This is a genomic window from Paraburkholderia aromaticivorans, assembly GCF_002278075.1.
In the GTDB taxonomy this organism is placed as follows: domain Bacteria; phylum Pseudomonadota; class Gammaproteobacteria; order Burkholderiales; family Burkholderiaceae; genus Paraburkholderia; species Paraburkholderia aromaticivorans.
Window position 1 is genome coordinate 293,472 of the sequence record NZ_CP022989.1, and the last position, 21,864, is coordinate 315,335.

Genomic DNA, 21,864 nt, shown 5'->3' on the forward strand with positions numbered 1-21,864 from the left:
GATTTCCACTGCGAGGGCAGCCTCATCCAGCGGGCGGCGCGGCCGCCTGCCCTTTCGCTTCAACCCTTCTTGTCGGCTGTGCTAGTCCATTCGAGGATCGGCTGCCACTGCTCCAGATCCTTCTCGACACGGCTTTTGGCGACGTCCCACAAGGTTAGCCCGTGGGCCGCCAGCTGCACGTAATTCTGCGTGTCGCGCAAAAAACCCAGCACCGGCAGCTTCAGCCCCTCGACAAAGCGATGCAGCTGCTCCGCCGAACGCGTGCGCGCGTCCACGCGCATGCCGACCACGCCGATTTCGATAGCGCCTTTCCTGACCGCCTTCTCTTTGGCCAGCCGTTCGAGAAATTCCTGGGTGGCGAGGATATCGAACATGGACGGCTGAAGCGGCACGATCACCTTGTCGGCCAGATCCAGTGCGATGCCCAGCCGATGGCCGTGCAGCCCGGCCGGCGTGTCGATCACCGCGTGCTCCAGCCCTTTGGGCGGTTTGACCGGCGCGTCCAGATTGACTTCCCACGTCTCGATGGCCGGCAGCGTGTCGGGCCGCAGCGACAGCCACGCGTGCGCGGACTGCTGCTTGTCCAGGTCCGCCAGTGCGACCCATTCGCCGGCCGCCGCGAAATAGCCAGCCAGATTGGTGGACAGCGTGCTTTTGCCCACGCCGCCCTTCGGATTCGCCACCACGATCACCGTCATGAATTCTCCCGGAAAGAAGGCTGGGCGCTGCCAGCCGGTTTGCCGCGTATTGCTCTGACATGCGCAAGTGTGCCCGGATCAGGACTGGTTTTCGGGCCCACCTGCCGGTCCAGCCGTTGATAATATCGACAAATGCACTTTCGCCGAAGCCCCTGAACGGCTTATTGGCTACCGTGCGCTGCCGATTTTTCCATCGAGGACCCGAATCTCATGAGCAAACTCCGCCCGGAATACACCGTCGAACGCCTCCACGAACGCCAGCAGGGCTCGCTGCCGGGTCTGTTGGGCGTGCATGTGCTGTCGCTGGACGAAGGCGAGTTGATTGCGGAATTGACCGTGCGCAAGGAACTGCTCGCGCCGAACGGCTTTTTGCATGCCGCGACCGTGATCGGTCTCGCCGACACCGCATGCGGCTACGCGTGCCTCGCGCATTTGCCGGAGACGGCGCGCAACTTCACGACCATCGAGGTGAAAAGCAATTTTCTCGGCACGGCAACCGAGGGGACGATCCGCGCGGTCGCGAAGAGCGTGCACCTGGGACGCAGCACGCAGGTGTGGGACGCCACGGTCATGGATCCGAACGGCAAGACGATGGCGCTGTTCCGTTGCACGCAGATTGTATTGTATTGATGATGGGGCGACGCTAGAACCGCGCCATGAAAAAAGCACGCGGCCTTGCGGCGCGTGCCTTTTCATCGATCCAGCTAACCGCTCAGGCGGCCACCGCCCGCAGCGCCTTCACTCCGCCGAACGACAGCGCCCCGCCGCCGAGCAGCGACTGCACCACCAGAGTCACGGCCCAGAAAGCCGGATATTCCCAGCCGCCATGCGGCGACGCGAAACCCCAGCCGTTGTGCAGATGCTGCGACATCGCGCCGAGCATGAACGGCAGCAGCACGAGCGCGACCCAGCGGACCTGCACGCCAAGCAGCAGCGCAATGCCGCCGAACAGTTCGACGAACGCCGTCACATAGCCGAGCCAGCCCGGCAGGCCAAGCGAGACGAAGAACTGCGCCGTGCCGGGCAGCGTGAAAACGAAAATCTTTTGCAGACTGTGGGCGAGATAGAGCACGCCCAGAGCGACGCGCAGGAGTAGCGCGGCGAGATCGGCGGAACGGTTCGGGTTCATGACAGGTCCTCGAAGAGAGAGACGGCACGGAAAACGGCCGTCGATGTCAGCACTCTATTCGAACCATATGGCGCGAAAAACCACTCCTCAAGCTTTGATTATTTCCCAATAGGATTTAATCCAGCTTTTGTCGTTGACCCCGATCAACTAATCGCAGCAAAAAGTTTCGACAAATCGAGGTGCTCGGCGAGCGTGTCCGCAAGGCGTTCCAGCGACGCCTCGCGCAACGCCGGATAGTCGATTGCCTCGGCACCGCTTAAACCCGCCCACGCGAGCAACGCCGCACAGGCGGCCGGCGTGTCGAACAGGCCGTGCACGTAGGTGGCGAGAATCTGGCCATCGGCGGAAATCGCGCCGTCGGGGCGGGCGTCCCGCGCGTCACCCAATTGCAGCGCGGGCGTGGCTAGTGCCGGGCCGCGCGTTTCGCCCATATGAATCTCGTAGCCGGCCACTTCCGGTGAGCCCGGCAACACGAGGCGGCCGGTCACGTTCTTGAGTGTCTTGTCGCGCGTGAGCACCGTCGAGTAATCGAGCCAGCCGAGTCCCGCGGACGTACCCGGCGCGCCTTCCACGCCATGCGGATCGGCCACTTCGCGACCCAGCATCTGCATGCCGCCGCAAATGCCGATTACCCGGCCGCCATAACGCAAATGCTTTTGCAGCACCGCGTCCCAGCCCTGTGCGCGCAGAAACGCCAGGTCGCCGGGCACGTTCTTCGAGCCCGGCAGAATGATCAGATCGGCCGGCGGCGGCGCTGCGCCACTGCGCACGTAATGAAAATCGACCTGCGGATGCGCGCGCAACGCGTCGAAATCCGTGTGATTGCTGATGTGCGGCAGCACCGGGACGACCACCCGCAGCATGCGCGCCGCCCCACCGCTATGCGCCGCGCGCAGTTCAGGCGGCAGCATGTCTTCGGCGTCGAGCGTCAGGCCGTGCAGATAGGGCACGACGCCGAGCACCGGCTTGCCGGTCTTCGCTTCGAGCCAGGCCAAACCGGGCTGCAGCAAACTGATGTCGCCACGAAAGCGGTTGATGACGAAGCCGCGCACCCGCGCCTGCTCGCTCGCCGACAGGCACGCGAGCGTGCCCGTGAGATGGGCGAACACGCCGCCGCGGTCGATGTCGGCCACCAGCACGACCGGGCAATCCACGGCCTCCGCGAAACCCATGTTGGCGATATCGCGGTCGCGCAGATTGATTTCGGCGGGGCTACCCGCGCCTTCGACAAAGATCGTGTCGTACGCCGCCTGCAGACGCGCATACGATTGCAGCACCGCTTCGAAGGCGACGGGTTTGTAGTCGTGATACGCACGCGCGTCGAGATTCATGCGCGCCTTGCCGTGGATGATCACCTGCGCGCCACGGTCGCTGGTCGGCTTGAGCAGCACGGGATTCAGATCGGTGTGCGCGGCAATGCCCGCGGCCACCGCCTGCAAGGCCTGGGCGCGGCCGATCTCGCCGCCGTCCACCGTCACCGCGCTGTTGAGCGCCATGTTCTGCGGCTTGAACGGCGCGACCCGCACGCCGGCGCGCCGCGCGAGCCGGCACAAACCGGCGACCAGCGTACTCTTGCCGGCGTCCGACGTGGTCCCCTGGATCATCAGCGTGCCGCGCGGCACGGGCGCGGCGTCTTGCGAGGTCGAAGTGGTGGTCACGAATTCTCGGGCTTGGTGGTGAACGGCCCATGAAGCAGGCGGTAACGCGGCGTTCGTGCAGCAACGCCATGCGTGGGATCGCGGCATTATCCCATCGCGCCGGCCCGCACTGCACGCCGGTACAATCACGCGATGACTTCCCGCGACCTCACCTTCGTTCTCGGCGGCGCCCGTTCAGGCAAGAGCGTGCACGCCGAACGGCTCGCCGCCGAAAGCACCCTGCCCGTCACCTACATCGCCACCGCGCGCGTGGCGAACGACGCCGAATTCAACGCCCGCATCGCCCACCATCGCGAGCGGCGTCCGGCCCATTGGGGGCTGCTCGAGGCAGGCGCCGATCTCGCCGGCGCGGTGACGCAAACGGACGCACCCGGCCATTGCATCCTGATCGATTGCCTGACGCTGTGGCTCGCCAATCTGCTCTGTCCGCCCGAAGGCGACGCCCTGCCGGTCGTCCGTTATCACGCGCATGTCACGGCGCTCGAAACGGCGCTTGTCGACGCGCAAGGCAAGGTGATCGTGGTCAGCAACGAAATCGGCCTGGGCGTGGTGCCGCTCGGCGCGGCCACGCGTCTTTACGTCGACGAACTCGGCCGGCTCAACCAGCGCATCGCCGCGCTGAGCACGCAGGCCACGATGATGGTCGCCGGCTTGCCGCTCGCGCTCAAAACCGCGAGCCGCGCGTGATGCTGTCGCTCCCGCTTCTCGTGACGCTGACCACCGCGGGCGTCGTCATCGACCGCTGGTTCGGCGAGCCGCGCACGGCTCATCCGCTCGTCGGGTTCGGCAAATGGGCGACGCGCCTCGAAACCCGCTACAACACCGGCCGGCGCTTGCGGCTCAAAGGTCTGCTGGCATGGTCGCTGGCCGTCATGCCGCCGGTGCTGATCGCGTGGTGCCTCGTTGCCGTGCTGCCGTTTTTTGCGGCCTGCGCGGTGCATGTTCTGTTGCTGTGGTTCGCGCTCGGCGCGCGCAGTCTGCACGATCACATTGCGCCGATCGCGCAGGCCTTGGCACAGCGCGATCTCCCCCAGGCGCGCTTGCTCACCGCGCGCATCGTCTCGCGCGAAACCGCGCATGCCGACGAAGGCGCGCTATCGCGCGCCGCCGTCGAATCGGCGCTGGAAAACGGCAACGACGCGATCTTCGGCGCGCTGTTCTGGTTCGCCATCGCAGGCGGTCCCGGCGCGCTCGGGTTTCGTCTTGCCAACACGCTCGACGCGATGTGGGGTTACCGCACGCCGCGCTACTTGCGCTACGGTTGGGCCGCCGCGCGGATCGACGACGTGCTCAACTGGATTCCCGCCCGTCTGACCGCCGCCGGCTACGCGCTGCTCGGCGACACGCGCACCGCGTGGCGCTGCTGGCACGAACAGGCGCCGCGCTGGGACAGCCCGAACGCCGGCCCGGTGATGGCGGCCGGCGCGGGCAGCCTGAATGTGGTGATCGGCGGCCCGGCGGTGTATCACGGCGCACTCGAACACCGGCCCACGCTCGGCTTTGGACACGAGGCCCAGGCCGGCGACGTGAACGCCGCGTTGATGCTGGTCGAGCGCACGGTCATTCTGTGGCTCGCCGTGCTGATCGTGCTGGCGTTGCTGAGCGTGCCGTTCCATGTTTGATCGGATGAACGGCCGCGTGCACGAAGCGAACGAACCTGCCTCCGCCATCGGCACCGTCGCGCACGGCGGCAATCTGCACGAAGCGGCCAGACGCTATGGCATTCCGCACGCACAATGGCTCGATCTGTCGACGGGTATCAATCCGCACGGCTATCCGGTCCCACCGGTTCCCGCCGACGCCTGGCGTCGCCTGCCCGACGACGGCGACGATTTCGCCGCCTGTGCCGCGCGCTACTACGGCGCGCCCGACGCCGCGCATGTGCTGCCGGTGGCAGGCAGCCAGGCGGCGATTCGCGCGCTGCCCGCGCTGCTGCCGCGTGCACGCGTCGGTATCGCGCCGCTCACGTATGGCGAATACGCGCCCGCATTCGAGCGCGCCGGCCATGAAACGATAACGCTCGATGTCTGCCGCGAAACGTTACCCGACGCGCTCACGCATGCAGTCGTCGTGAATCCGAACAATCCGACCGCCGCGCATCTGAGCGCCGCCACGCTATTGCATTGGCATGCCCAGTTGAGCGCGCGCGGCGGTACGCTGCTGGTCGATGAAGCCTTCGCGGACACCATGCCGTCGGCCTCGCTCGCGGCCAGTACGCATCGCGACGGCTTGCTCGTGTTGCGCTCGCCGGGAAAATTCTTCGGCCTTGCCGGCGTGCGCGCGGGTTTCGTGCTCGGCGCGCCTGCGTTGCTCGAACGCCTGCGCCACACGCTGGGCGCGTGGACCGTCAACGGCCCGGCTCGCCACGCGGTCAAAGCCGCATTCGCCGACGAGGCCTGGCAATGGCCCATGCGCATGCGGCTCGAAGCCGAAGGCGCGCGGCTGGCCGACCTGTTGCATGCGCAAGGTTTCGACACGCGCGGCACGCCGCTTTTCGCGTGGACCGGCGACGCCCGCGCCGCCGCTTTGCATGAAGCGTTGGCCCGGCGCGGCGTGTGGACGCGGCTGTTCACGCCGTCGGGCAGCGTTCGATTCGGCTTGCCTGCGACCGAAGCCGAATGGGCCCGCTTTGAAGAAAGTTTGCACGCCGCCGTTCGAGAGATCGATCCCACACGAGCGGGTTGATGCAGCACAGACCTCGCATCCATCCCACGCTCACCCTCCGTCTCCCGCATCTTCGCCCGATGAACCGACTGCCCCGCTTCGCCATCGCCACCGCGCTCTTCGTCCACACGCTGCATGCGTTTGCCGCCGTCTCCGTCATCGACGACACCGGCGCAACCGTTACGCTGCCGGCTCCCGCGCAACGGGTGATCAGCCTCGCGCCGCACGTCACCGAAATGCTGTATGCCGCGGGCGGTGGCGCAAAGGTGATCGGCGCCGTGTCGTATAGCGACTACCCGCCGCAGGCGCAACGGTTGCCGCGCGTGGGCGATAACAAGGCGCTCGACCTGGAGCGCATCGTCGCACTGAAGCCCGATCTGATCGTGGTGTGGCGGCACGGCAATGCGCAGCGTCAAATCGATCGTCTGCGCGAGTTGCACATCCCGCTCTTCTTCAGCGAGCCGCATCATCTGGACGACGTGGCCACGTCGCTGACAAAGCTCGGGCAATTGCTCGGCACATCGCCGATTGCGGATGCGGCGGCGGCCGCCTACCGTCATGACATTGCAACACTGCGCAGCCGGTATGCGAGCCGGCCGCCCGTCAGCGTGTTCTATCAGGTGTGGGATCAGCCGTTGATGACGCTCAACGGCGAGCATATGGTCAGCGACGTGATCGCGCTGTGCGGCGGGCGCAATGTGTTCGCCAAACTCGAACCGCTGGTGCCGACCGTCTCGACCGAAGCGGTGCTCGCAGCGAATCCGGAAGCGATCGTCACAGCGGCGCCGGGCGCGACGAAGCCGGACACCACCTTGCCGCAACTCGGCGCATGGCGAGCGTGGCCGAGCCTCACCGCGGTGGCGAACAACAACCTCTTTGCGATCGACGGCGATCTGATCAACCGTCCGGCGCCGCGCATTGCGCAAGGCGCGAGGCAATTGTGCGAAGACCTCGACGCGGCGCGCTCACGCAGAAAGCCAGGCACGCCATGAAGCAAGGGCGATCGGCGTCCCGCGCGCCTTACGCCTTACGCATTCCACCGCACCAGCGACCACTGCCGCATTTCATCGTTCCTGCGCAACCAGACAATGCCGCTCATATCGAGCGACCAGCGCAGACAGCGTTCCAGCGGCACGTCCAGCACGATCGACGCGATGGCCCGAATCACGCCCGCATGCGTGACCACATAAGCCGGCGACAACTCGCGCGTGAGCGCGAATGCGTCGAGCCACGCCCGCACGCGCGCGACGAACTGCGCCACGCTTTCGCCGCCATGCGCGCGCGCATGTTCGAAGTTGGCCGCCCAGTCGTCGAGCAGTTCGCGGTCGATGGCGTCCCAGCGTTGCGCTTCCCAAGCGCCGAAGTTCATTTCCATCAGACGATCGTCGTGACTGATCACGCAGCCGAAGTCGTTCGCCATCTCGGCGGCGAGCGCCGAGCAGCGCTTTAACGGACTCGACATCAGCACACGTGGCGCGGGCACCTGCAAAGTCGCGAGCTTCAAGGCAAGCGCCGCCGAGGATACCTCGGCATCCTCGGCGAGCGCCACGTCGCTGTGGCCGTAACACACGCCCGCATCGAGCGCGACCGCGGGATGGCGAATCAGGACGATATCCATATCAGCCCCACCAGGTAGATGCTCAACTCAAAAATTTGCTGCGCGAAGCCCAGGCAGTCGCCGGTATAACCACCGATGCGTCTGACGAAATAACGGCCCATTGCAAAGCGAAGTACCACTAGCACCGCAAGCGCCGAGGCCGCGAACCGCCAGTCCGGCGCACCATGCAAGCCCGGCCATAGCAGCCACGGCAAACCGAATATCGCCGCGCAGATGAACGCACCGCCGTTCAGGCGCTGCGCCACCGGTTTGGCCTTGCCTTCGGCACGCACATAGTCGAGCGTGGCGAGATAGCTGATCGCGCACGTTCGGCTCGCCGCATGCGCGGCAATCATCAGACTTGCGGCCCGCAGCGGCGGCATGGCGGCGAGCGTTTGCCACTTCAATGCGAGTGCGATTACGAGCGCAATGGCGCCGAAAGCACCGATGCGCGAGTCATGCATGATTCGCAATACGTCTTCGCGCGTATAGGCGCCACCGAACGCATCGACGCAATCTGCGAGACCGTCTTCATGGAACGCGCCGGTCACGAGCAGCGACGCGGCCATCGAGAGCAGTACCGCCACGCCCGCCGGAACAACGCGCAACGCGGCGAGATAGACCAGCGCGCTGAATCCGCCGATCAATACGCCGACGAGCGGAAAATAACGCGCCGCCGCATTCAGATAATGCGGTTCATAACCGACCCAGCGCGGCACCGGCACACGCGTGAAGTAACCGAGCGCCGTGAAGAAATAGCGCAGTTCCGCGAGCGGGTTCATGGGTGTGCCGGGCCAGTGTTGCTATATGAGCGATCACGCATCGCGATTGGCGACGCCCGCCGACTCGAAGCTCGCCATCTCGTTGACGAACGCCACCGCCGCCCGCAGCAGCGGCACCGCGAGCGCCGCGCCGGTGCCTTCGCCGAGCCGCATGTCGAGCGAGAGCAACGGCAGCGCGCCGAAATGATCGAGCATGCGACGATGCCCCGCTTCGTTCGACGCATGCGCGAACACGCAGTACTCGCGCACGCTCGGCGCGAAGGCGTCGGCGATCAGCAAGGCCGAACTCGCGATGAAGCCGTCGACCAGAATCGTCATGCGTGTCTCGGCCGCCGCGAGATAGGCGCCCGCCATCATCGCGATCTCGAAGCCGCCGAAGGTGGCGAGCACGTCGAGGGGATCGCTGGAAACGGGGTGATGAGCGAGCGCCGAGGCCAGCACGTTGCGCTTCCTCGCGAGCCCCGCATTGTCGAGGCCCGTGCCACGGCCGACGCATTCGTCGATCGGCACGCCGCACATACGGCTCATCAGACACGCCGCCGCCGAGGTATTGGCAATGCCCATCTCGCCGAAGCCGATCACGTTGGTGCCAAGCGCCGCGTGATGCCGTACGCGCGCCGCGCCCGCCTGCATGGCGGCGAGCGCCTGGTCGCGGCTCATGGCCGGTTCGCGCGCGAAGTTGCGTGTGCCCGCCGCGACCGGAATGTCGACGAGTCCTTCCGCCGACGGCAGCGGCGTCGCGATGCCCGCGTTGACCACTTCGAGCTCGATACCCGACACGCGGCTCAATGCATTGATCGCCGCGCCGCCCGCGACGAAGTTGGCGACCATTTGCGCGGTCACCGCTTGCGGATAAGGGCTCACGCCCTCCTCGGCCACGCCGTGGTCGCCGGCGAAGACGATCATCGCCGGGCGCGTCACGGTGGGATGCGTGGTGCGCTGAATGAGGCCCATCTGACGCGCGAGCGTTTCGAGCCGGCCGAGACTGCCGGGCGGTTTGGTCTTGGTATCGATGATGTGCTGCAACTCGACGCGCAGCGTTTGATCGAGTGGTTCGACTTCGGGCAGTCCGGATAAGCGTGGCAATGAAGTCATAAGCGTGTGTAAAAAGAGAATGTTGGGATGACGCGATCAGCCTGCTGGCATGTCATGATCGGCGCTCGATTCGTGACGCGCGCGCGGAGCCGGAATCAGCGCCTCGTGTTCGCCGTCGCGAATCAGAATCAACGGGTAGCCGAATGCGCGGCTCGCGAGCATGGGCGTCAACACGTCGTGGACCGGCCCGGCATACGCGCCGCCCGCGCCGTCGAGCAGCAGCGCATGCGTCGCGAAGCGGCGCGCGAGGTTCAGGTCGTGGCACGAAAACATCACGGTGCGCCGAGGCTCGCGGGTCCACGCGGCGAGCGCTTCGAGGCAGTCGATCTGATGATGCAGATCGAGATGCGATAAGGGTTCGTCGAGCAGCAGCAACGGCGCGTCCTGGCACAGCACCGCCGCCAGCGCCGCGCGCTGACGCTCGCCGCCCGAGAGCGAGAGCACATCGCGCGCGGCGAATGCGGCGAGGCCCAGCAGGTCCAAGGCCGCGTGCGCCGCCTCGCGATCGGCCTCGCGCTCCCAGCCCCAGCCGCTGAGATGCGGAAAGCGGTTCAGCATCACGATGTCGAACACGCTCGCGCTGAATGCGTCGGGCGCGCTTTGCGGCATCAGCGCGCGCCGCTGCGCGAGCGCGAGCGGCGGCCAGTCCGTCACACGCACGCCATCTATTTCGACATGGCCCGCCGACGGGTGCAACAACCCCGCCAGCGTGGAGAGCAAGGTCGTCTTGCCCGCGCCGTTCGGGCCGGCCACGCACCAGATCTCGCCTTCGTAGAACGTATGCGTGAAGGCATCGAGCAAGGTGCGCGCGCCGGCGCGCAAGGTCAGACGTTGCGCACTGAGCACGGCTTGGGAAGCGTTGAACGTTGGCATCATCGGCGCCTGCGCAGCAGCATCCATAGAAACACCGGCACGCCGATGATCGACGTGATCACGCCGACCGGCAATTGCGCCGGCGCGATCACGGTGCGCGCGATCAGGTCCGCGCCCATCACCGCGACACCGCCGCCGAGCGCGGCGGCCGGCAGCAGCATGCGCTGATCGTTGCCGAACGCGAGCCGCAGCATATGCGGCACGACCAGCCCGACAAAGCCGATGGTGCCCGCCGTCGTCACCGCCGCGGCCGCCGCCAACGAGGCCACCAGATAGACCCGCAAGCGCAACGGCGTCACCGCGACACCCAACGCCTGCGCGGCGGCGTCACCCCGCAGCAGCACATTCAGACGCGGCGCGGCGGGTACGATCGCGACCAGCACGACGACGAGCGCGGCGAGCGCCGTCCATGGCATCGCGCCGCCATTGAGGTCGCCCGTCAGCCAGAACAGCATACCGCGCAAGCGGTTATCCGGCGCGAGGTTGAGCAGCAAGGTGATGAGTGCGCCCCAACCCGCGGCGATCACCGCGCCGGTCAGCAGCAAACGTGGCGACGTGTCCTGCGGCTCGCCGCGCCACAACTCGCGGCGCGCGAGGCCGAGCACCAGCAGGATCGACACGAAAGCGCCGGCGAAGGCGCTCGCGTCGACGATCCACCATGCGCAGCCGGCAATCATCGCAACGAGCGCGAAGCTCGCCGCGCCGCCCGATACACCCAACACGTAGGGCTCGGCCAGCGGATTGCGCAATAGCACCTGCAGCAACGCGCCGGCCAACGCGAGCAAGGCGCCGCACGCAAGACCGGCCAGCGCGCGCGGCAGACGCAGCGTGCGGACGATCTCCGCCGTCAGGTCACCGGAACCGCTAGCCGATGCGTGCGCGGGCATCAGCGCCGAGAGTACGCGCATCGGCGCGAGCGAGACGCTGCCCAGTGCGAGCGACGCCATCAGCACCGCCAGCGCGATCGCCGCCAGCGCGAGCCAGATCGCGGCCGCGCGCTTCGCGCTCATCACGCGCGGTGTCGCGGGCGTCGAACCCGGGTGGCGGTTCATGGCTCGGCTCATGCAGCGGCTCTTGCGCGCGATCTCAACGAGGCGTGTCCATCACTGCTGCTGCCAACCAACCGTGAGATACGCACCGCGCCGTGGCGAGTTGTACGAGTAGGCCGTTTCATAGTCCTTGTTCAACAGATTCTGGATTTGCGCGGCCACGTACCATGCTTTCGTGATGTTATAGCGCGCCGACAGATTCACCACGCCATAGCCGCCCAGCTTGCCGCTGCTGTCGTCGCGCGGGCCGCTCACGATCCACTCGCCGCCCACGCGCCAGCCGGCGATATTGCGGTTCACCGTCAGCGAGCCGAAGCGCCGCGCGCGCCGCACGAGGTCGACGTCGTTGTCGAGGTCGACGGGGTTTTGCAGCGTCACCGACGCGCGCACGTCCGTCTTGCCGACATGACCGCTCCACGACCCTTCGAGTCCCTGCACCTTCGCATGGCCGACGTTCTCGGCCAGATAGATGCCGGGCGTCACCTGCTCATAGTCGATCAGATTCGAATAGCGCGTCTGAAATGCGGTAAGACGCATCACGCCAAGCGCATTCGATGCGTACTGCAGCGCGGCTTCGATCGAATGGCTGCGCTCCGGCTGGATAGACGGATTACCGCTGAGCGGATAGTACAGATCGTCGAAGCTCGGCGCGCGAAACGAATCCGAATAGCTTGCGCTTACCTTCCAATGGCCGGTGATATCGAAACCGTAGCCGAGATAGTAACTGTTCGCTCCGCCGAAATCGGAATACTGGTCGCGCCGCACGTTGGCCTGAATCTGGTTGCGCCCAAAGCGCCCGGTATAGCCGACGAAGCCCGAATCCACATGCCGGTCCGGCGCCGCGAACGTGTCGGACTCGAGGCTCTGATCGAGATGCTCGTAGCCGACCTGCAGCTTCTGCTGCGCGGCCAGCGCGAAATCGTTCTGCCATGTGTACTGGCGGTTGTCGGTATCGAAGCGGCCGTTATAAATGCCGTTGGTATTCGACACGCTGCGGTCGTCGCCTTCGGAGACGATCAGGTGCGTCGTCCACCAGTCGGTCAGCTTGCCGTTGGCGAACACCGAGACCTGGCGCACCTTGCTATACAGGTTGTTCAGATCGGTCGGCAGGCCGTACGCGTTGTCGTAGCTGTTGTTGCCGTTCGACTGGAAGTAGCTCGCGCCGGCATTCCATTTGTCGTTGAACTTGTGGCGCAACGAAGCCGAGATGCTCTCGTTCAGATAGCCGTTCGCATTCGGGTTGGCGTTCGGCGCCTCATGCGGATTGAGCGACGAGAAGCCGTCGTCCTTCGACCGCGCGAGCGAAATGCTGAAGGTCGTATTGCCGTCTTTATCCAATGCGCCGTTCACGCCCGCCTGCTGCGTTTGCGTGTGATAGCTGCCGTAGCCCAGCGAAAAATTGAAACGCGGCGGGTGGTCGCCACCTTCTTTCGTGAACACCTGGACCACGCCGCCGATCGCACCGGAGCCGTACAACGCCGACACGTTGCCGTTCACCACCTCGACGTGATCGACCTGGTCGAGCGGAATCTGCGCGAGTTGCGCCGAACCCAGGCTCACGGAATCGACGCGCACGCCGTCGATCAGCAGCAAAGATTGCGTCGACGACGCGCCGCGCAGGAACAGGCTCGTCGTCGAACCGGGGCCACCTGTGCGCGAGATTTGCGCGCCTGGTGCGAGTTGCAGGAGGCCGGGCAAATCGGTCGCGGTGGTGTCGGCGAGATCCTGCTGGTCGAACAGCGCGGTCTGCGGGATCGCGTCGGCGAGTGCTTGCGGGCCGCGCTCCGCGGTGACCACGATCGGCGACAACACAGCGGGCGACGCCTGCGCCGCCGACGGAGAAGATGAAGGTGCCGCTTGCGCGTGCGCGACGACCGGCAGGCCCGCGAAGGCGAGGAGCGCCGCACGAGCGATGGGGGACAGCATGGGGTGAAAGTCCTGTGGGTAGCGTGCGCGGCCCGCTTCCCCGCAGGCCGATGCGTAACGAGGCGCCCGCGTATTTAACATTGTCGCGCGTGACGTGCCTCTCCCCCTGGCCGGTATCCGGGCTGGCGACTTCTCGATCCCGCCTTCCCACGCGTGACGCGCAGTGGCACACTCGCGAGTTGAACTTCCAACACGCGACCAGGATCGACTTGCATGACGAATGCGGTCGCTTACCGTTGCGGGGGCAGCGCAGGTTGGCGCGTTCTGGCGAACAGCGCCCCCTGCTTCCCGTTTAACTGCGCGCGCCGTTGAAAAGCGCACGCGGGCACCAGAGTGCGGCCAGTTTAGGAGCGGCCTCGGGGTCCGTCAAGAATGAGTGGGACCGCAGACTAGCGTTCTGTTAAGTGCAGGCTATTGTCCGACGCACGAGTACTTTTTCATCATATGGTCGATAAAAGCCTGCACAAAGCAATGTTGTTACGTCTCGAAACGAGACAATTGTCGGAACCTGCGACATTCCGCGCTAAAATGCGATGTCTTTAGAGGACGCAGCACATGCTCACCGAACTCGAAACACTTTCACAGAATATCGGCAAGCTGATCGCGATCAGCCAACGCCACAATGAAGCGCGACTCGCGCTCGAAGAGCAGCTCGCCCAATCGCGCGCGGACGTCGAAGCCACGCGCACGGAACTTGCAATGCTGCGCGAGGAACGTAATGCACTGCAGGCGGAGCGCGACGCGCTGTCGGCGAAGATCGACGACGCACAGGTGCGCCTGAATGCGATCCTCGAAAAGCTGCCGCGTGCCCGCGCGAACAGCGAGCCCGATAGCCAGCTCGATCTGCTCGAACCGGCTCAGCACGAAAGCGAAGCCGAGAGCGACGTGACCCGCCACGGAGAAAATGCATGACCACCAAGCAGATCGAAGTATCGATTCTCGGCGTGCCCTATCGGCTCGCCTGCTCGCCGGAAACGGAAGGCGCGCTGCTTGAAGCGGTCGCACGCGTCGACGCCGAAATGTCGAAGATCCGCAATAACAGCAACGTGCGCGGCACGGATCGCATTGCTGTCATGGCCGCACTGTCGCTGGCATCGGAACTGCTTAGGCTGCAATCGAGCGTGAGACACGGAGAAGCATTTCCCGCTGAAGAAATCCGGCGTACAATGCATCAAATGAACGAACAACTGGGTACTGTGATTCAGCAGTACAGCATGCAGTAAGTAGTGTGTGTTATCGTGCGGCCGGTCCTGAGATCGGCGGCGGATTCAAACGGAGTGCGTGAGCACAAGGCGTGCAAGATTCTGCAAACGTTTGAGTTCAATCGGTCGTTTTGTGTTTTAGCTTCATCGGTTTAGCTTCCCTGCCTGGTTCGCCAAGGTCATATATTCCTTGAACCAATGCCATGTGCACGGTTGCGGAAATTTGTAGCACGGGTGTGCGCGTCACTCTGTCTGATGTACCCGAAGTGTTGCTAACTGCGACCAATTCTGAACCCCCGGTTCAGGATGCCGGCCTAGCGGCTAAGGCGGGGACCTTTTTTAGAACGGCATCGGACTTCGGTTCGGTGCCGTTTTTCTTTGTGCGCTGTTTTTGCGCGCTGTTTGCTGTACGCCGATTTCTTCCGCATCTTCAAACCCTTAACGTTCAATTCGATTCATGCGCTACTGGCTAATGAAGTCCGAACCGGACGAAGCAAGCATCGACCATCTCGCCAACGCACCGCATCGCACGTTGCCTTGGACCGGCGTGCGCAACTATCAGGCGCGCAATTTCATGCGTGACCTGATGCAGGTCGGCGACGGTGTGCTGTTCTATCACTCGAGCTGTCCCGAGCCCGGCATCGCGGGCATTGCGGCGGTATCGTCCACCGCGTACCCGGACCCCACGCAGTTCGACAGGAAGAGTCCCTACTTCGACGCGAAGTCGTCGCAGGAAACGCCACGCTGGGTGCTCGTCGATGTGGTGTTCAAGAAGAAGATCCCGCTGATTCCGCTCGCCGCGCTGCGCGAGCATGACGAACTCAAGGACATGCGCGTGCTCGCCAAGGGCAACCGCCTGTCGATCACACCGGTGACCGAAGCCGAATGGCGCTTCATCACCAAGCGGCTCGCTTGACGTCGCTTGATGTTGACTGATCGTTGATGCAAGACGCGTATTCACGCGGACGCAAACGTTAAAGCAACGTCAAATCAGGGAACCAAGCTCAGGTTACAACCGCCTAACGGACTCGCAAACGCCGTGCCATTGCGCGGCGTTTGCTCCGATCGTGCACAACCCTGTTCAAGCAAGGAGTCCAACAATGACGAAAAACACTGCACGTGCACTCGCTCTCGCGCTCGTATGCGCCGCGCCCGCAGCGCTAGCCTTGACGCCGGCCGTGGCACGCGCGCAAAACGCCATGCAGTATCAGCCGGCCGGCGTGCTGTCGCTGAATGCGCAGGCCAGCGCGGAAGTACCGCAAGACGTCGTCGATATCACGCTGTTCTACGAGCAGGAAGCGAGCGATCCGTCGGCGCTCACGTCAACGCTGAATCAGCGCGCCGATTCGGCGCTGCAAAAGGCCAAGGGTGTGAGCGGTGTAACGGCCCGCACGGGCTCGTTCTCGATCTATCCGTCAACAGACCGTGACGGGCGCATTTCCGCATGGCGCGGCCGCACGGAGATCGTGCTCGAATCGCACGACTTCGCCGCGGCGTCGAAGCTCGCGGGTCAAATGGCATCGATCATGCAGGTCGGCAACGTGCAATTCTCGCTCTCGCCCGAAGCACAACGCGCGGCCGAGCAGAAGCTCACCGGCGAAGCGATCAAGTCGTTTCGCGAGCAGGCCGCATCGTCCGCGCAGGCGTTCGGCTATAGCGGCTATTCGATTCGCGAGGTCAACGTCGGCCACAACGGCGTGATGCCGCGTCCGGTGATGATGATGAGCGCGCGCGCCATGGGCGCCGACGCGAAGGCCTCGGCGCCGGTGCCGATCGAAGGCGGCACGTCCACCGTGACCGTGAATGTGTCGGGTTCGGTGCAGATGAAATAACGCCATTCCCTCACGCAGGAAGCGCAGCTTCGCGACAGCCAAAGAAAAAGCCACGGCACGCCGTGGCTTTTTTCATTTGACCGTTCGCTACGATAAACCGTAGCTGAACAGATCAGCTCGCGCTCACCGCCTGCGCCGGCTGACGGCCTGCGCGACGATAAGACCAGACGAGCAGGCCGATACCGACGAGGATCATCGGCAGCGACAACCATTGGCCCATGGAAAGACCCATGGCCAGCAGGCCGAGGAAATCGTCCGGTTCCCGCGCGAATTCGACCGTGAAGCGCGCAAGGCCATAGCCGATCAGAAACACGGCGGAAATCGCGCCCATCGGCTTCGGTTTACGGGAGAAGAAGAACAGCACGAAGAACAGCGCGACGCCTTCCAGCGCGATCTCATACAGCTCCGACGGATGACGCGGCAGCATGTGATATTGCGCGAACACTTCGTTCAAATGCCATTGCGCGGCTAGTTGCGGATGCGCGGTGAGCCACGCGGCGTCGTCGGGCGCGGCGCCCGGAAACAGCATCGCCCACGGCGCGCTCGGATCGGTTACGCGTCCCCACAACTCGCCGTTGATGAAGTTGCCGAGACGCCCCGCGGCGAGGCCGGTGGGCACCATCGGCGCGACGAAGTCGGTGACCTGCAGCCACGAGCGTTTGCGCTGATACGCGAACAGCACCATGGCGAGCGTCACGCCGAGAAAGCCGCCGTGAAACGACATGCCTCCTTCCCACACCTTGAAGATGTCGAGCGGATGCGCGAAATAAAAGCTCGCCTTGTAGAACAGCACGTAGCCGAGCCGGCCGCCGAGGATCGTGCCGAGCACGCCGTAAAACAGCATGTCGTCGATATCTTTGGCGGTCCAGCCTTGCGCGGCGACATACGGCAAACGCAGCCGCAGCCGGCCGACGACGATCGCCGCGATAAACGCGACGAGGTACATCAGTCCATACCAGCGCACGGCGAGCGGCCCCAGATGAATGGCAATGGGGTCGAAATTCGGGTGAATGAGCATCGTGTTGTTATGGGCAGTTCAGGTTCAGAAGCGGGTTTTCTGGGTTTGTAATAGTGGGCGGCGCTGCCCGCACCTTGCGGTGCATGCGTTGGACGGTCCAGGCGCCGATGCGTTCGCGAAAACGCGTCTAAACGCGCGGCGCGGCGGATAGCGGCGCCTCGACGGTCGCGGCATGCGAGCGCACGATCTCGATGAAGCCCGCCAGCACCGGGCTCACCTCCGCCGTGCGCCAGACCAGCCCCGTCTCGATGGCGGGCACCGACTCGGACAGCGGCCGGTACACGACGCCGGTGCGGCGCAGATTACGCAACGATTGCGGCACCAGTGCGACACCCATGCCGGCCGACACGAGGCTCACGATCGTCTGCATCTGGATCGCTTCCTGGCCGATCCGGGGCGCGAGGCCCGCCACGCCGTAGCAATCCATAATGATGTCATAAAAGCCTGGCGCCAGACGTCTTGGGAAGATCACGAGCGGTGCGTCGGCGACATCGCGCAGGCTGATCGGCGGGTCCAGCCATTCCGCGCTCGGGTCGTCACGGCTGCCGCTAGCGCTCGCCACGCGCGCCGCCATTTCCGTCGACATGGCGATCACCAGCGGTTCGCGCGCGATGGGCAGCCACGAGAGCTGAGCGGCATGGCGCGGCGGCAGCGGCGCGATCACGAGGCCGGCGTCGATGCGCCCGGCCACCAGTTCGTCCACCTGCACGTCGCTGGTGGCTTCGGTCAACTCCAGCCGCACGCGCGGATGACGCGCGCCGAAATCGCGCAGCAACAACGGCAGCAGGCCATAGTCCGCCGTGGAAACGAACGCCAGCGACAGCACGCCCGCCTCGCCGCGCGCGAGGCTCTGCGCGAGCGGCCGCAGCCCCTCGGCGCTCGCCAGCAGGCGCTGCACCTCGGGCAGCAGGTCGGCGCCCACCGGCGTCAGTTCGACGGAGCGCTTGGTGCGCGCGAACAGCGCGACGCCGAGCGTCTCTTCCAGGGCCCGGATGGCTTGCGACAACGGCGGCTGCGTCATCGAAAGGCGCGCCGCCGCGCGGCCGAAGTGCTTTTCTTCGGCGACGGTGACGAAATAGCGCAACTGGCGCAAATCGGGGATAGCTGGCAGCATGCGTGATACGTTTTGCGACCTAATGAAGCACGAATAATATATTAGACACGCGCATTGGAAAACTGCACTCCGCACGACGCGTCGGAACTACACTGGACGATGCAGCCGGCCACCCACGCCGGCAAGCCAGAACCCGCAGCGCGGATCAAAACAAAACAGACTGGAGCTCCCCATGGCATACAACCGTCGTTCGAAGAACATCACGCAAGGCGTGGCGCGTTCGCCGAATCGCTCGATGTACTACGCGCTCGGCTACGAAAAAGCCGACTTCGACAAGCCGATGATCGGCATCGCCAACGGCCACTCGACCATCACGCCGTGCAACGCCGGCCTGCAGCGTCTGGCCGACGCGGCGGTTGCCGCGATCAAGGGCGCCGACGCGAATCCGCAGATCTTCGGCACGCCGACGATCTCGGACGGCATGTCGATGGGCACCGAAGGCATGAAGTACTCGCTCGTGTCGCGCGAAGTGATCTCCGACTGTATCGAGACCTGCGTGCAAGGCCAGTGGATGGACGGCGTGGTCGTGATCGGCGGCTGCGACAAGAACATGCCGGGCGGCATGATCGGCATGTTGCGCACCAACGTGCCGAGCATCTACGTGTATGGCGGCACGATCCGTCCGGGCAACTGGAAGGGCACCGACCTGACCATCGTGTCGTCGTTCGAGGCCGTGGGCGAGTTCACCGCCGGCCGCATGTCACAGGAAGATTTCGACGGCGTGGAGAGAAACGCATGTCCGTCCACGGGTTCATGCGGCGGCATGTACACCGCCAACACGATGAGCTCGTCGTTCGAAGCACTCGGCATGTCGCTGATGTACTCGTCCACAATGGCCAATCCGGATCAGGAAAAAGTCGACTCGGCGGCCGAATCGGCGCGCGTGCTGGTGGAAGCGGTCAAGAAGGATCTGAAGCCGCGCGACATCGTCACCCGCAAGTCGATCGAAAACGCCGTGGCCGTGATCATGGCCACCGGCGGCTCGACCAACGCCGTGCTGCATTTTCTCGCCATCGCGCATGCGGCCGAAGTGGAATGGACCATTGAAGACTTCGAGCGCATGCGCAAGAAGGTGCCGGTGATCTGCAACCTGAAGCCGTCGGGCCAGTTCGTGGCGACCGACCTCCACAAGGCCGGCGGCATTCCGCAAGTCATGAAGATCCTGCTCGACGCCGGCCTGTTGCACGGCGATTGCATCACGATCACCGGCAGGACCATCGCGGAAGAGTTGAAGGACGTGCCGGCCAAACCGCGTGCGGATCAGCAGGTGATTTTCCCGATCGAGCAGGCGCTGTACAAGGAAGGCCACCTCGCGATCCTGAAGGGCAACCTGGCTATCGACGGCGCGGTCGCCAAGATCACCGGGCTGAAGAACCCTGTCATCACGGGCCCGGCGCGCGTGTTCGACGACGAGCAGAGCGCGCTCGAAGCGATTCTGGCCGACGGGATCGTCGCCGGCGACGTGGTGGTGCTGCGCTATCTCGGCCCGAAGGGCGGCCCCGGCATGCCGGAAATGCTCGCGCCGACCTCGGCGATCATCGGCAAGGGTCTCGGCGAGAGCATCGGCCTGATCACCGACGGCCGCTTCTCGGGCGGCACGTGGGGGATGGTGGTCGGGCACGTCGCGCCGGAAGCCTTCGTGGGCGGCACGATCGCGTTCGTGCAGGAAGGCGACTCGATCACCATCGACGCGCACAAGCTGCTGCTGCAACTGAACGTCGACGACGCCGAACTGGCGCGACGCCGTGCCGCATGGCAGCAGCCAAAGCCGCGCTACACGCGCGGCGTGCTGGCGAAGTACTCGGCACTGGCGCTGCCGGCCAACAAGGGCGCTGTGACGGGCTGAGCCGCGGCCTGACGGCCGGCCAGGTACGTGACCCAAGGCCGCGGCGGCGGCCTGCGGGCGCATGTGAAGCTACGTAAAAGCGAAAGGGGGTGCACGGGAAACCGTGCGCCCCTTTCCTTTTATAATGCTGACACCACGAGTCGGGCACCCGCACCGACGGAGACCAGAATGAAATCAAAGTCGCACACAGCGCTTGCAGCCGCCGTCGTGCTGGGCGCTGCGTTGAGTGCCGGCAGTCCGGCGGCGCAGGCCGAGGCCGCGGGCCTCGCGCTGGCCCAGCAGCAGAATTGCATGAGTTGTCACTCGGTTACGCGTTCCTTCATGGGACCGGCGCTGCGTGAGGTCGCGGCGAAATATGCTGGCCGTGAAGACGCGGTCACTTATCTGAAGCACAAGATTCTGGACGGCAGCACGGGCGTATGGGGCCCGGTGCCGATGCCAGCGAACACCCAACTCACGCCGGATCAGGCGGCGACGCTGGCTAGCTGGGTGCTGACGCTCAAATAAGCCGCCCAACCAAGCTGAGCAGAAACAAGCGCCTCGCGAAAGGCGCCGCGAGCGTGCCCGCCACGCTTATAGCGTCACGCCATCAGGCCGTGCCTGCGGCGTGCCGTCCGATTTCTTCCAGCACCGCTTCACGCACCCAGCTGGTCATTTCTTCCTCCAGCGTGAGCGCCACTTCGCGCGTGATCTGGTCGATGAGCCAGCCCGTGTGCGCGTGCAAGGTCTCGCGGCAGCGATCTTCGATGATGCTCCGCCCGTCGCCGGCCAGGAACCCCGTGACCCGTTTGCGCAGACGTTCGGCGATCACATCGGCGTCCAGGTCCAGAGCCGGCTCGCCGACGCCTTCACGGGCGATATCCGGCGGCACGGTCGAGCCCGCCTCGAGCGGCGTGGCCGGCTCGACCCGATCGAACACGCCCGCCGACGGCACGAACCCGTCCTCGTGCGCGTGCCGCGCGTGGACCGCGTGGTGCGCCCGCGCGCGCTTCTTCGGATGATGATCGGCCGGATGCGCCGGCTGCGGCGCATGCGCGGCTTCCTCCGGCGCATGCGGTTGAGGGGCGAACGCAGGTTCTTGCAGATGCGCCGGCTCTGGCGCGAGCACAGGCTCGGCCGACCTGACCTGCTCCGGCGTCAGCACGGGCTGCGGCACGAGCACGGGTTCCGCCTTGAAACTGGGCTCACGCGGAGCATCGAACTCGGCAGCACCGCTCGACGCCTGGCGCGCCTGCACAGGATGACCCTGCACGAGAACCTCGTGCAGAACCGGGATCGAATCGTCGTTGGGATCGGACACGTGCGCTCTCCGTGTTTGAGTCGAAGCTGAAGCAGGCCGCGTGCGCGCCGGATGCCTGAGATCAGACACGCGCGCGACGCG

Annotated in this window: 23 protein-coding genes, 1 other RNA gene and 1 riboswitch; of the genes, 12 read left to right on the forward strand and 12 right to left on the reverse strand. The window is 65.1% G+C overall.

Annotated features, from left to right (window positions below):
* Positions 1 to 59 precede the first annotated feature (59 nt).
* Positions 60 to 698, reverse strand: coding sequence for a ParA family protein (locus tag CJU94_RS01240; RefSeq protein ID WP_095417218.1), 639 nt, complete (start codon positions 696 to 698; stop codon positions 60 to 62).
* Between the two features lie 210 nt (positions 699 to 908).
* Here CJU94_RS01240 and CJU94_RS01245 point away from each other — a divergent pair, with 210 nt between their 5' ends.
* Positions 909 to 1,328 carry a PaaI family thioesterase gene (locus CJU94_RS01245; RefSeq protein ID WP_095417219.1) on the forward strand — a complete coding sequence of 140 codons (420 nt, stop codon included), beginning with the start codon at positions 909 to 911 and terminating at the stop codon, positions 1,326 to 1,328.
* Between the two features lie 82 nt (positions 1,329 to 1,410).
* On the opposite strand, the gene CJU94_RS01250 is transcribed toward CJU94_RS01245, so the two are convergent.
* A complete protein-coding gene (locus CJU94_RS01250) occupies positions 1,411 to 1,827 on the reverse strand; it encodes a DoxX family protein (protein WP_095417220.1) in 417 nt (138 codons plus the stop codon).
* A 143-nt stretch (positions 1,828 to 1,970) separates the two neighbouring features.
* Complete coding sequence (locus tag CJU94_RS01255) at positions 1,971 to 3,431, reverse strand: cobyric acid synthase (protein ID WP_244220979.1); 1,461 nt, start codon at positions 3,429 to 3,431, stop codon at positions 1,971 to 1,973.
* A gap of 186 nt (positions 3,432 to 3,617) precedes the next feature.
* On the opposite strand from CJU94_RS01255, the gene cobU reads away from it, so the two are divergent.
* From cobU to CJU94_RS01275, 4 genes are read left to right on the forward strand one after another with little or no spacing between them, the layout of a single operon-like run.
* Positions 3,618 to 4,172, forward strand: coding sequence for a bifunctional adenosylcobinamide kinase/adenosylcobinamide-phosphate guanylyltransferase (cobU, locus tag CJU94_RS01260; RefSeq protein WP_095417222.1), 555 nt, complete (start codon positions 3,618 to 3,620; stop codon positions 4,170 to 4,172).
* The gene (gene cbiB, locus CJU94_RS01265; RefSeq protein WP_095417223.1) at positions 4,172 to 5,107 is read left to right on the forward strand and encodes an adenosylcobinamide-phosphate synthase CbiB; all 936 of its coding nucleotides are present in this window, start codon (positions 4,172 to 4,174) and stop codon (positions 5,105 to 5,107) included. Before cobU ends, cbiB begins: the two co-directional genes overlap by 1 nt.
* Positions 5,108 to 5,111: 4 nt before the next feature.
* On the forward strand, positions 5,112 to 6,170 hold the full coding sequence (gene cobD / locus CJU94_RS01270) for a threonine-phosphate decarboxylase CobD (protein ID WP_425272197.1): 1,059 nt from the start codon (positions 5,112 to 5,114) through the stop codon (positions 6,168 to 6,170).
* 59 nt (positions 6,171 to 6,229) lie between these two features.
* The gene (locus CJU94_RS01275; RefSeq protein WP_095420166.1) at positions 6,230 to 7,141 is read left to right on the forward strand and encodes a cobalamin-binding protein; all 912 of its coding nucleotides are present in this window, start codon (positions 6,230 to 6,232) and stop codon (positions 7,139 to 7,141) included.
* A 35-nt stretch (positions 7,142 to 7,176) separates the two neighbouring features.
* On the opposite strand, the gene cobC is transcribed toward CJU94_RS01275, so the two are convergent.
* From cobC to CJU94_RS01305, 6 genes are read right to left on the reverse strand one after another with little or no spacing between them, the layout of a single operon-like run.
* Positions 7,177 to 7,767 carry an alpha-ribazole phosphatase gene (gene cobC, locus CJU94_RS01280; RefSeq protein WP_095417225.1) on the reverse strand — a complete coding sequence of 197 codons (591 nt, stop codon included), beginning with the start codon at positions 7,765 to 7,767 and terminating at the stop codon, positions 7,177 to 7,179.
* Positions 7,752 to 8,528, reverse strand: coding sequence for an adenosylcobinamide-GDP ribazoletransferase (locus CJU94_RS01285; protein ID WP_095417226.1), 777 nt, complete (start codon positions 8,526 to 8,528; stop codon positions 7,752 to 7,754). The genes cobC and CJU94_RS01285 overlap by 16 nt, the downstream gene beginning before the upstream one ends.
* 33 nt (positions 8,529 to 8,561) lie before the next feature.
* Positions 8,562 to 9,623, reverse strand: coding sequence for a nicotinate-nucleotide--dimethylbenzimidazole phosphoribosyltransferase (gene cobT, locus CJU94_RS41650; protein WP_095417227.1), 1,062 nt, complete (start codon positions 9,621 to 9,623; stop codon positions 8,562 to 8,564).
* 36 nt (positions 9,624 to 9,659) lie between these two features.
* On the reverse strand, positions 9,660 to 10,499 hold the full coding sequence (locus CJU94_RS41655; protein ID WP_095420167.1) for an ABC transporter ATP-binding protein: 840 nt from the start codon (positions 10,497 to 10,499) through the stop codon (positions 9,660 to 9,662).
* On the reverse strand, positions 10,496 to 11,548 hold the full coding sequence (locus CJU94_RS01300) for a FecCD family ABC transporter permease (protein ID WP_095417228.1): 1,053 nt from the start codon (positions 11,546 to 11,548) through the stop codon (positions 10,496 to 10,498). Before CJU94_RS01300 ends, CJU94_RS41655 begins: the two co-directional genes overlap by 4 nt.
* Positions 11,549 to 11,599: 51 nt before the next feature.
* Positions 11,600 to 13,471, reverse strand: a complete 1,872-nt coding sequence (locus CJU94_RS01305) for a TonB-dependent receptor domain-containing protein (RefSeq protein ID WP_095417229.1) — start codon at positions 13,469 to 13,471, stop codon at positions 11,600 to 11,602.
* Between the two features lie 91 nt (positions 13,472 to 13,562).
* Positions 13,563 to 13,819: riboswitch (cobalamin riboswitch) on the reverse strand.
* 207 nt (positions 13,820 to 14,026) lie between these two features.
* Between CJU94_RS01305 and CJU94_RS01310 the strand changes: the two genes are divergently transcribed.
* The 5 genes from CJU94_RS01310 (at position 14,027) to CJU94_RS01330 (ending at position 16,505) form a co-directional block, all read left to right on the forward strand.
* Positions 14,027 to 14,383, forward strand: coding sequence for an ATPase (locus CJU94_RS01310; RefSeq protein WP_095417230.1), 357 nt, complete (start codon positions 14,027 to 14,029; stop codon positions 14,381 to 14,383).
* Positions 14,380 to 14,694, forward strand: a complete 315-nt coding sequence (locus CJU94_RS01315) for a cell division protein ZapA (RefSeq protein ID WP_091796442.1) — start codon at positions 14,380 to 14,382, stop codon at positions 14,692 to 14,694. The genes CJU94_RS01310 and CJU94_RS01315 overlap by 4 nt, the downstream gene beginning before the upstream one ends.
* A 134-nt stretch (positions 14,695 to 14,828) precedes the next feature.
* A non-coding RNA gene (ssrS, locus tag CJU94_RS01320) (6S RNA) lies at positions 14,829 to 15,010 on the forward strand.
* A gap of 120 nt (positions 15,011 to 15,130) precedes the next feature.
* Positions 15,131 to 15,589 carry an EVE domain-containing protein gene (locus CJU94_RS01325; RefSeq protein WP_095417231.1) on the forward strand — a complete coding sequence of 153 codons (459 nt, stop codon included), beginning with the start codon at positions 15,131 to 15,133 and terminating at the stop codon, positions 15,587 to 15,589.
* Between the two features lie 184 nt (positions 15,590 to 15,773).
* Positions 15,774 to 16,505 (forward strand): SIMPL domain-containing protein, encoded by a 732-nt coding sequence (locus tag CJU94_RS01330; RefSeq protein ID WP_095417232.1) that lies wholly within the window; start codon positions 15,774 to 15,776, stop codon positions 16,503 to 16,505.
* A 112-nt stretch (positions 16,506 to 16,617) separates the two neighbouring features.
* Here CJU94_RS01330 and lgt read toward each other — a convergent pair whose 3' ends face one another.
* Together lgt and CJU94_RS01340 are read right to left on the reverse strand one after the other, a co-directional pair.
* Positions 16,618 to 17,523, reverse strand: coding sequence for a prolipoprotein diacylglyceryl transferase (lgt, locus tag CJU94_RS01335; protein WP_095417233.1), 906 nt, complete (start codon positions 17,521 to 17,523; stop codon positions 16,618 to 16,620).
* Between the two features lie 127 nt (positions 17,524 to 17,650).
* Positions 17,651 to 18,637 carry a LysR family transcriptional regulator gene (locus CJU94_RS01340; protein WP_095417234.1) on the reverse strand — a complete coding sequence of 329 codons (987 nt, stop codon included), beginning with the start codon at positions 18,635 to 18,637 and terminating at the stop codon, positions 17,651 to 17,653.
* 172 nt (positions 18,638 to 18,809) lie between these two features.
* Here CJU94_RS01340 and ilvD point away from each other — a divergent pair, with 172 nt between their 5' ends.
* Positions 18,810 to 20,483: a dihydroxy-acid dehydratase gene (ilvD, locus tag CJU94_RS01345; protein ID WP_095417235.1), complete on the forward strand. Its 1,674-nt coding sequence runs from the start codon at positions 18,810 to 18,812 to the stop codon at positions 20,481 to 20,483.
* Positions 20,484 to 20,651: 168 nt separating this feature from the next.
* The gene (locus CJU94_RS01350) at positions 20,652 to 20,990 is read left to right on the forward strand and encodes a c-type cytochrome (RefSeq protein WP_095417236.1); all 339 of its coding nucleotides are present in this window, start codon (positions 20,652 to 20,654) and stop codon (positions 20,988 to 20,990) included.
* Between the two features lie 82 nt (positions 20,991 to 21,072).
* On the opposite strand, the gene CJU94_RS01355 is transcribed toward CJU94_RS01350, so the two are convergent.
* Complete coding sequence (locus CJU94_RS01355) at positions 21,073 to 21,783, reverse strand: DUF2486 family protein (protein ID WP_095417237.1); 711 nt, start codon at positions 21,781 to 21,783, stop codon at positions 21,073 to 21,075.
* Positions 21,784 to 21,864 lie beyond the last annotated feature (81 nt).

Excerpts from the sequence above, each read along its gene's own strand:
- CJU94_RS01240 (WP_095417218.1), bottom strand. The coding sequence starts at position 698 with ATGACGGTGATCGTGGTGGCGAATCCGAAGGGCGGCGTGGGCAAAAGC.
- CJU94_RS01245 (WP_095417219.1), top strand. The coding sequence starts at position 909 with ATGAGCAAACTCCGCCCGGAATACACCGTCGAACGCCTCCACGAACGC.
- CJU94_RS01250 (WP_095417220.1), bottom strand. The coding sequence starts at position 1,827 with ATGAACCCGAACCGTTCCGCCGATCTCGCCGCGCTACTCCTGCGCGTC.
- CJU94_RS01255 (WP_244220979.1), bottom strand. The coding sequence starts at position 3,431 with ATGATCCAGGGGACCACGTCGGACGCCGGCAAGAGTACGCTGGTCGCC.
- cobU (WP_095417222.1), top strand. The coding sequence starts at position 3,618 with ATGACTTCCCGCGACCTCACCTTCGTTCTCGGCGGCGCCCGTTCAGGC.
- cbiB (WP_095417223.1), top strand. The coding sequence starts at position 4,172 with ATGCTGTCGCTCCCGCTTCTCGTGACGCTGACCACCGCGGGCGTCGTC.
- cobD (WP_425272197.1), top strand. The coding sequence starts at position 5,112 with ATGAACGGCCGCGTGCACGAAGCGAACGAACCTGCCTCCGCCATCGGC.
- CJU94_RS01275 (WP_095420166.1), top strand. The coding sequence starts at position 6,230 with ATGAACCGACTGCCCCGCTTCGCCATCGCCACCGCGCTCTTCGTCCAC.
- cobC (WP_095417225.1), bottom strand. The coding sequence starts at position 7,767 with ATGGATATCGTCCTGATTCGCCATCCCGCGGTCGCGCTCGATGCGGGC.
- CJU94_RS01285 (WP_095417226.1), bottom strand. The coding sequence starts at position 8,528 with ATGAACCCGCTCGCGGAACTGCGCTATTTCTTCACGGCGCTCGGTTAC.
- cobT (WP_095417227.1), bottom strand. The coding sequence starts at position 9,623 with ATGACTTCATTGCCACGCTTATCCGGACTGCCCGAAGTCGAACCACTC.
- CJU94_RS41655 (WP_095420167.1), bottom strand. The coding sequence starts at position 10,499 with ATGATGCCAACGTTCAACGCTTCCCAAGCCGTGCTCAGTGCGCAACGT.
- CJU94_RS01300 (WP_095417228.1), bottom strand. The coding sequence starts at position 11,548 with ATGAACCGCCACCCGGGTTCGACGCCCGCGACACCGCGCGTGATGAGC.
- CJU94_RS01305 (WP_095417229.1), bottom strand. The coding sequence starts at position 13,471 with ATGCTGTCCCCCATCGCTCGTGCGGCGCTCCTCGCCTTCGCGGGCCTG.
- CJU94_RS01310 (WP_095417230.1), top strand. The coding sequence starts at position 14,027 with ATGCTCACCGAACTCGAAACACTTTCACAGAATATCGGCAAGCTGATC.
- CJU94_RS01315 (WP_091796442.1), top strand. The coding sequence starts at position 14,380 with ATGACCACCAAGCAGATCGAAGTATCGATTCTCGGCGTGCCCTATCGG.
- CJU94_RS01325 (WP_095417231.1), top strand. The coding sequence starts at position 15,131 with ATGCGCTACTGGCTAATGAAGTCCGAACCGGACGAAGCAAGCATCGAC.
- CJU94_RS01330 (WP_095417232.1), top strand. The coding sequence starts at position 15,774 with ATGACGAAAAACACTGCACGTGCACTCGCTCTCGCGCTCGTATGCGCC.
- lgt (WP_095417233.1), bottom strand. The coding sequence starts at position 17,523 with ATGCTCATTCACCCGAATTTCGACCCCATTGCCATTCATCTGGGGCCG.
- CJU94_RS01340 (WP_095417234.1), bottom strand. The coding sequence starts at position 18,637 with ATGCTGCCAGCTATCCCCGATTTGCGCCAGTTGCGCTATTTCGTCACC.
- ilvD (WP_095417235.1), top strand. The coding sequence starts at position 18,810 with ATGGCATACAACCGTCGTTCGAAGAACATCACGCAAGGCGTGGCGCGT.
- CJU94_RS01350 (WP_095417236.1), top strand. The coding sequence starts at position 20,652 with ATGAAATCAAAGTCGCACACAGCGCTTGCAGCCGCCGTCGTGCTGGGC.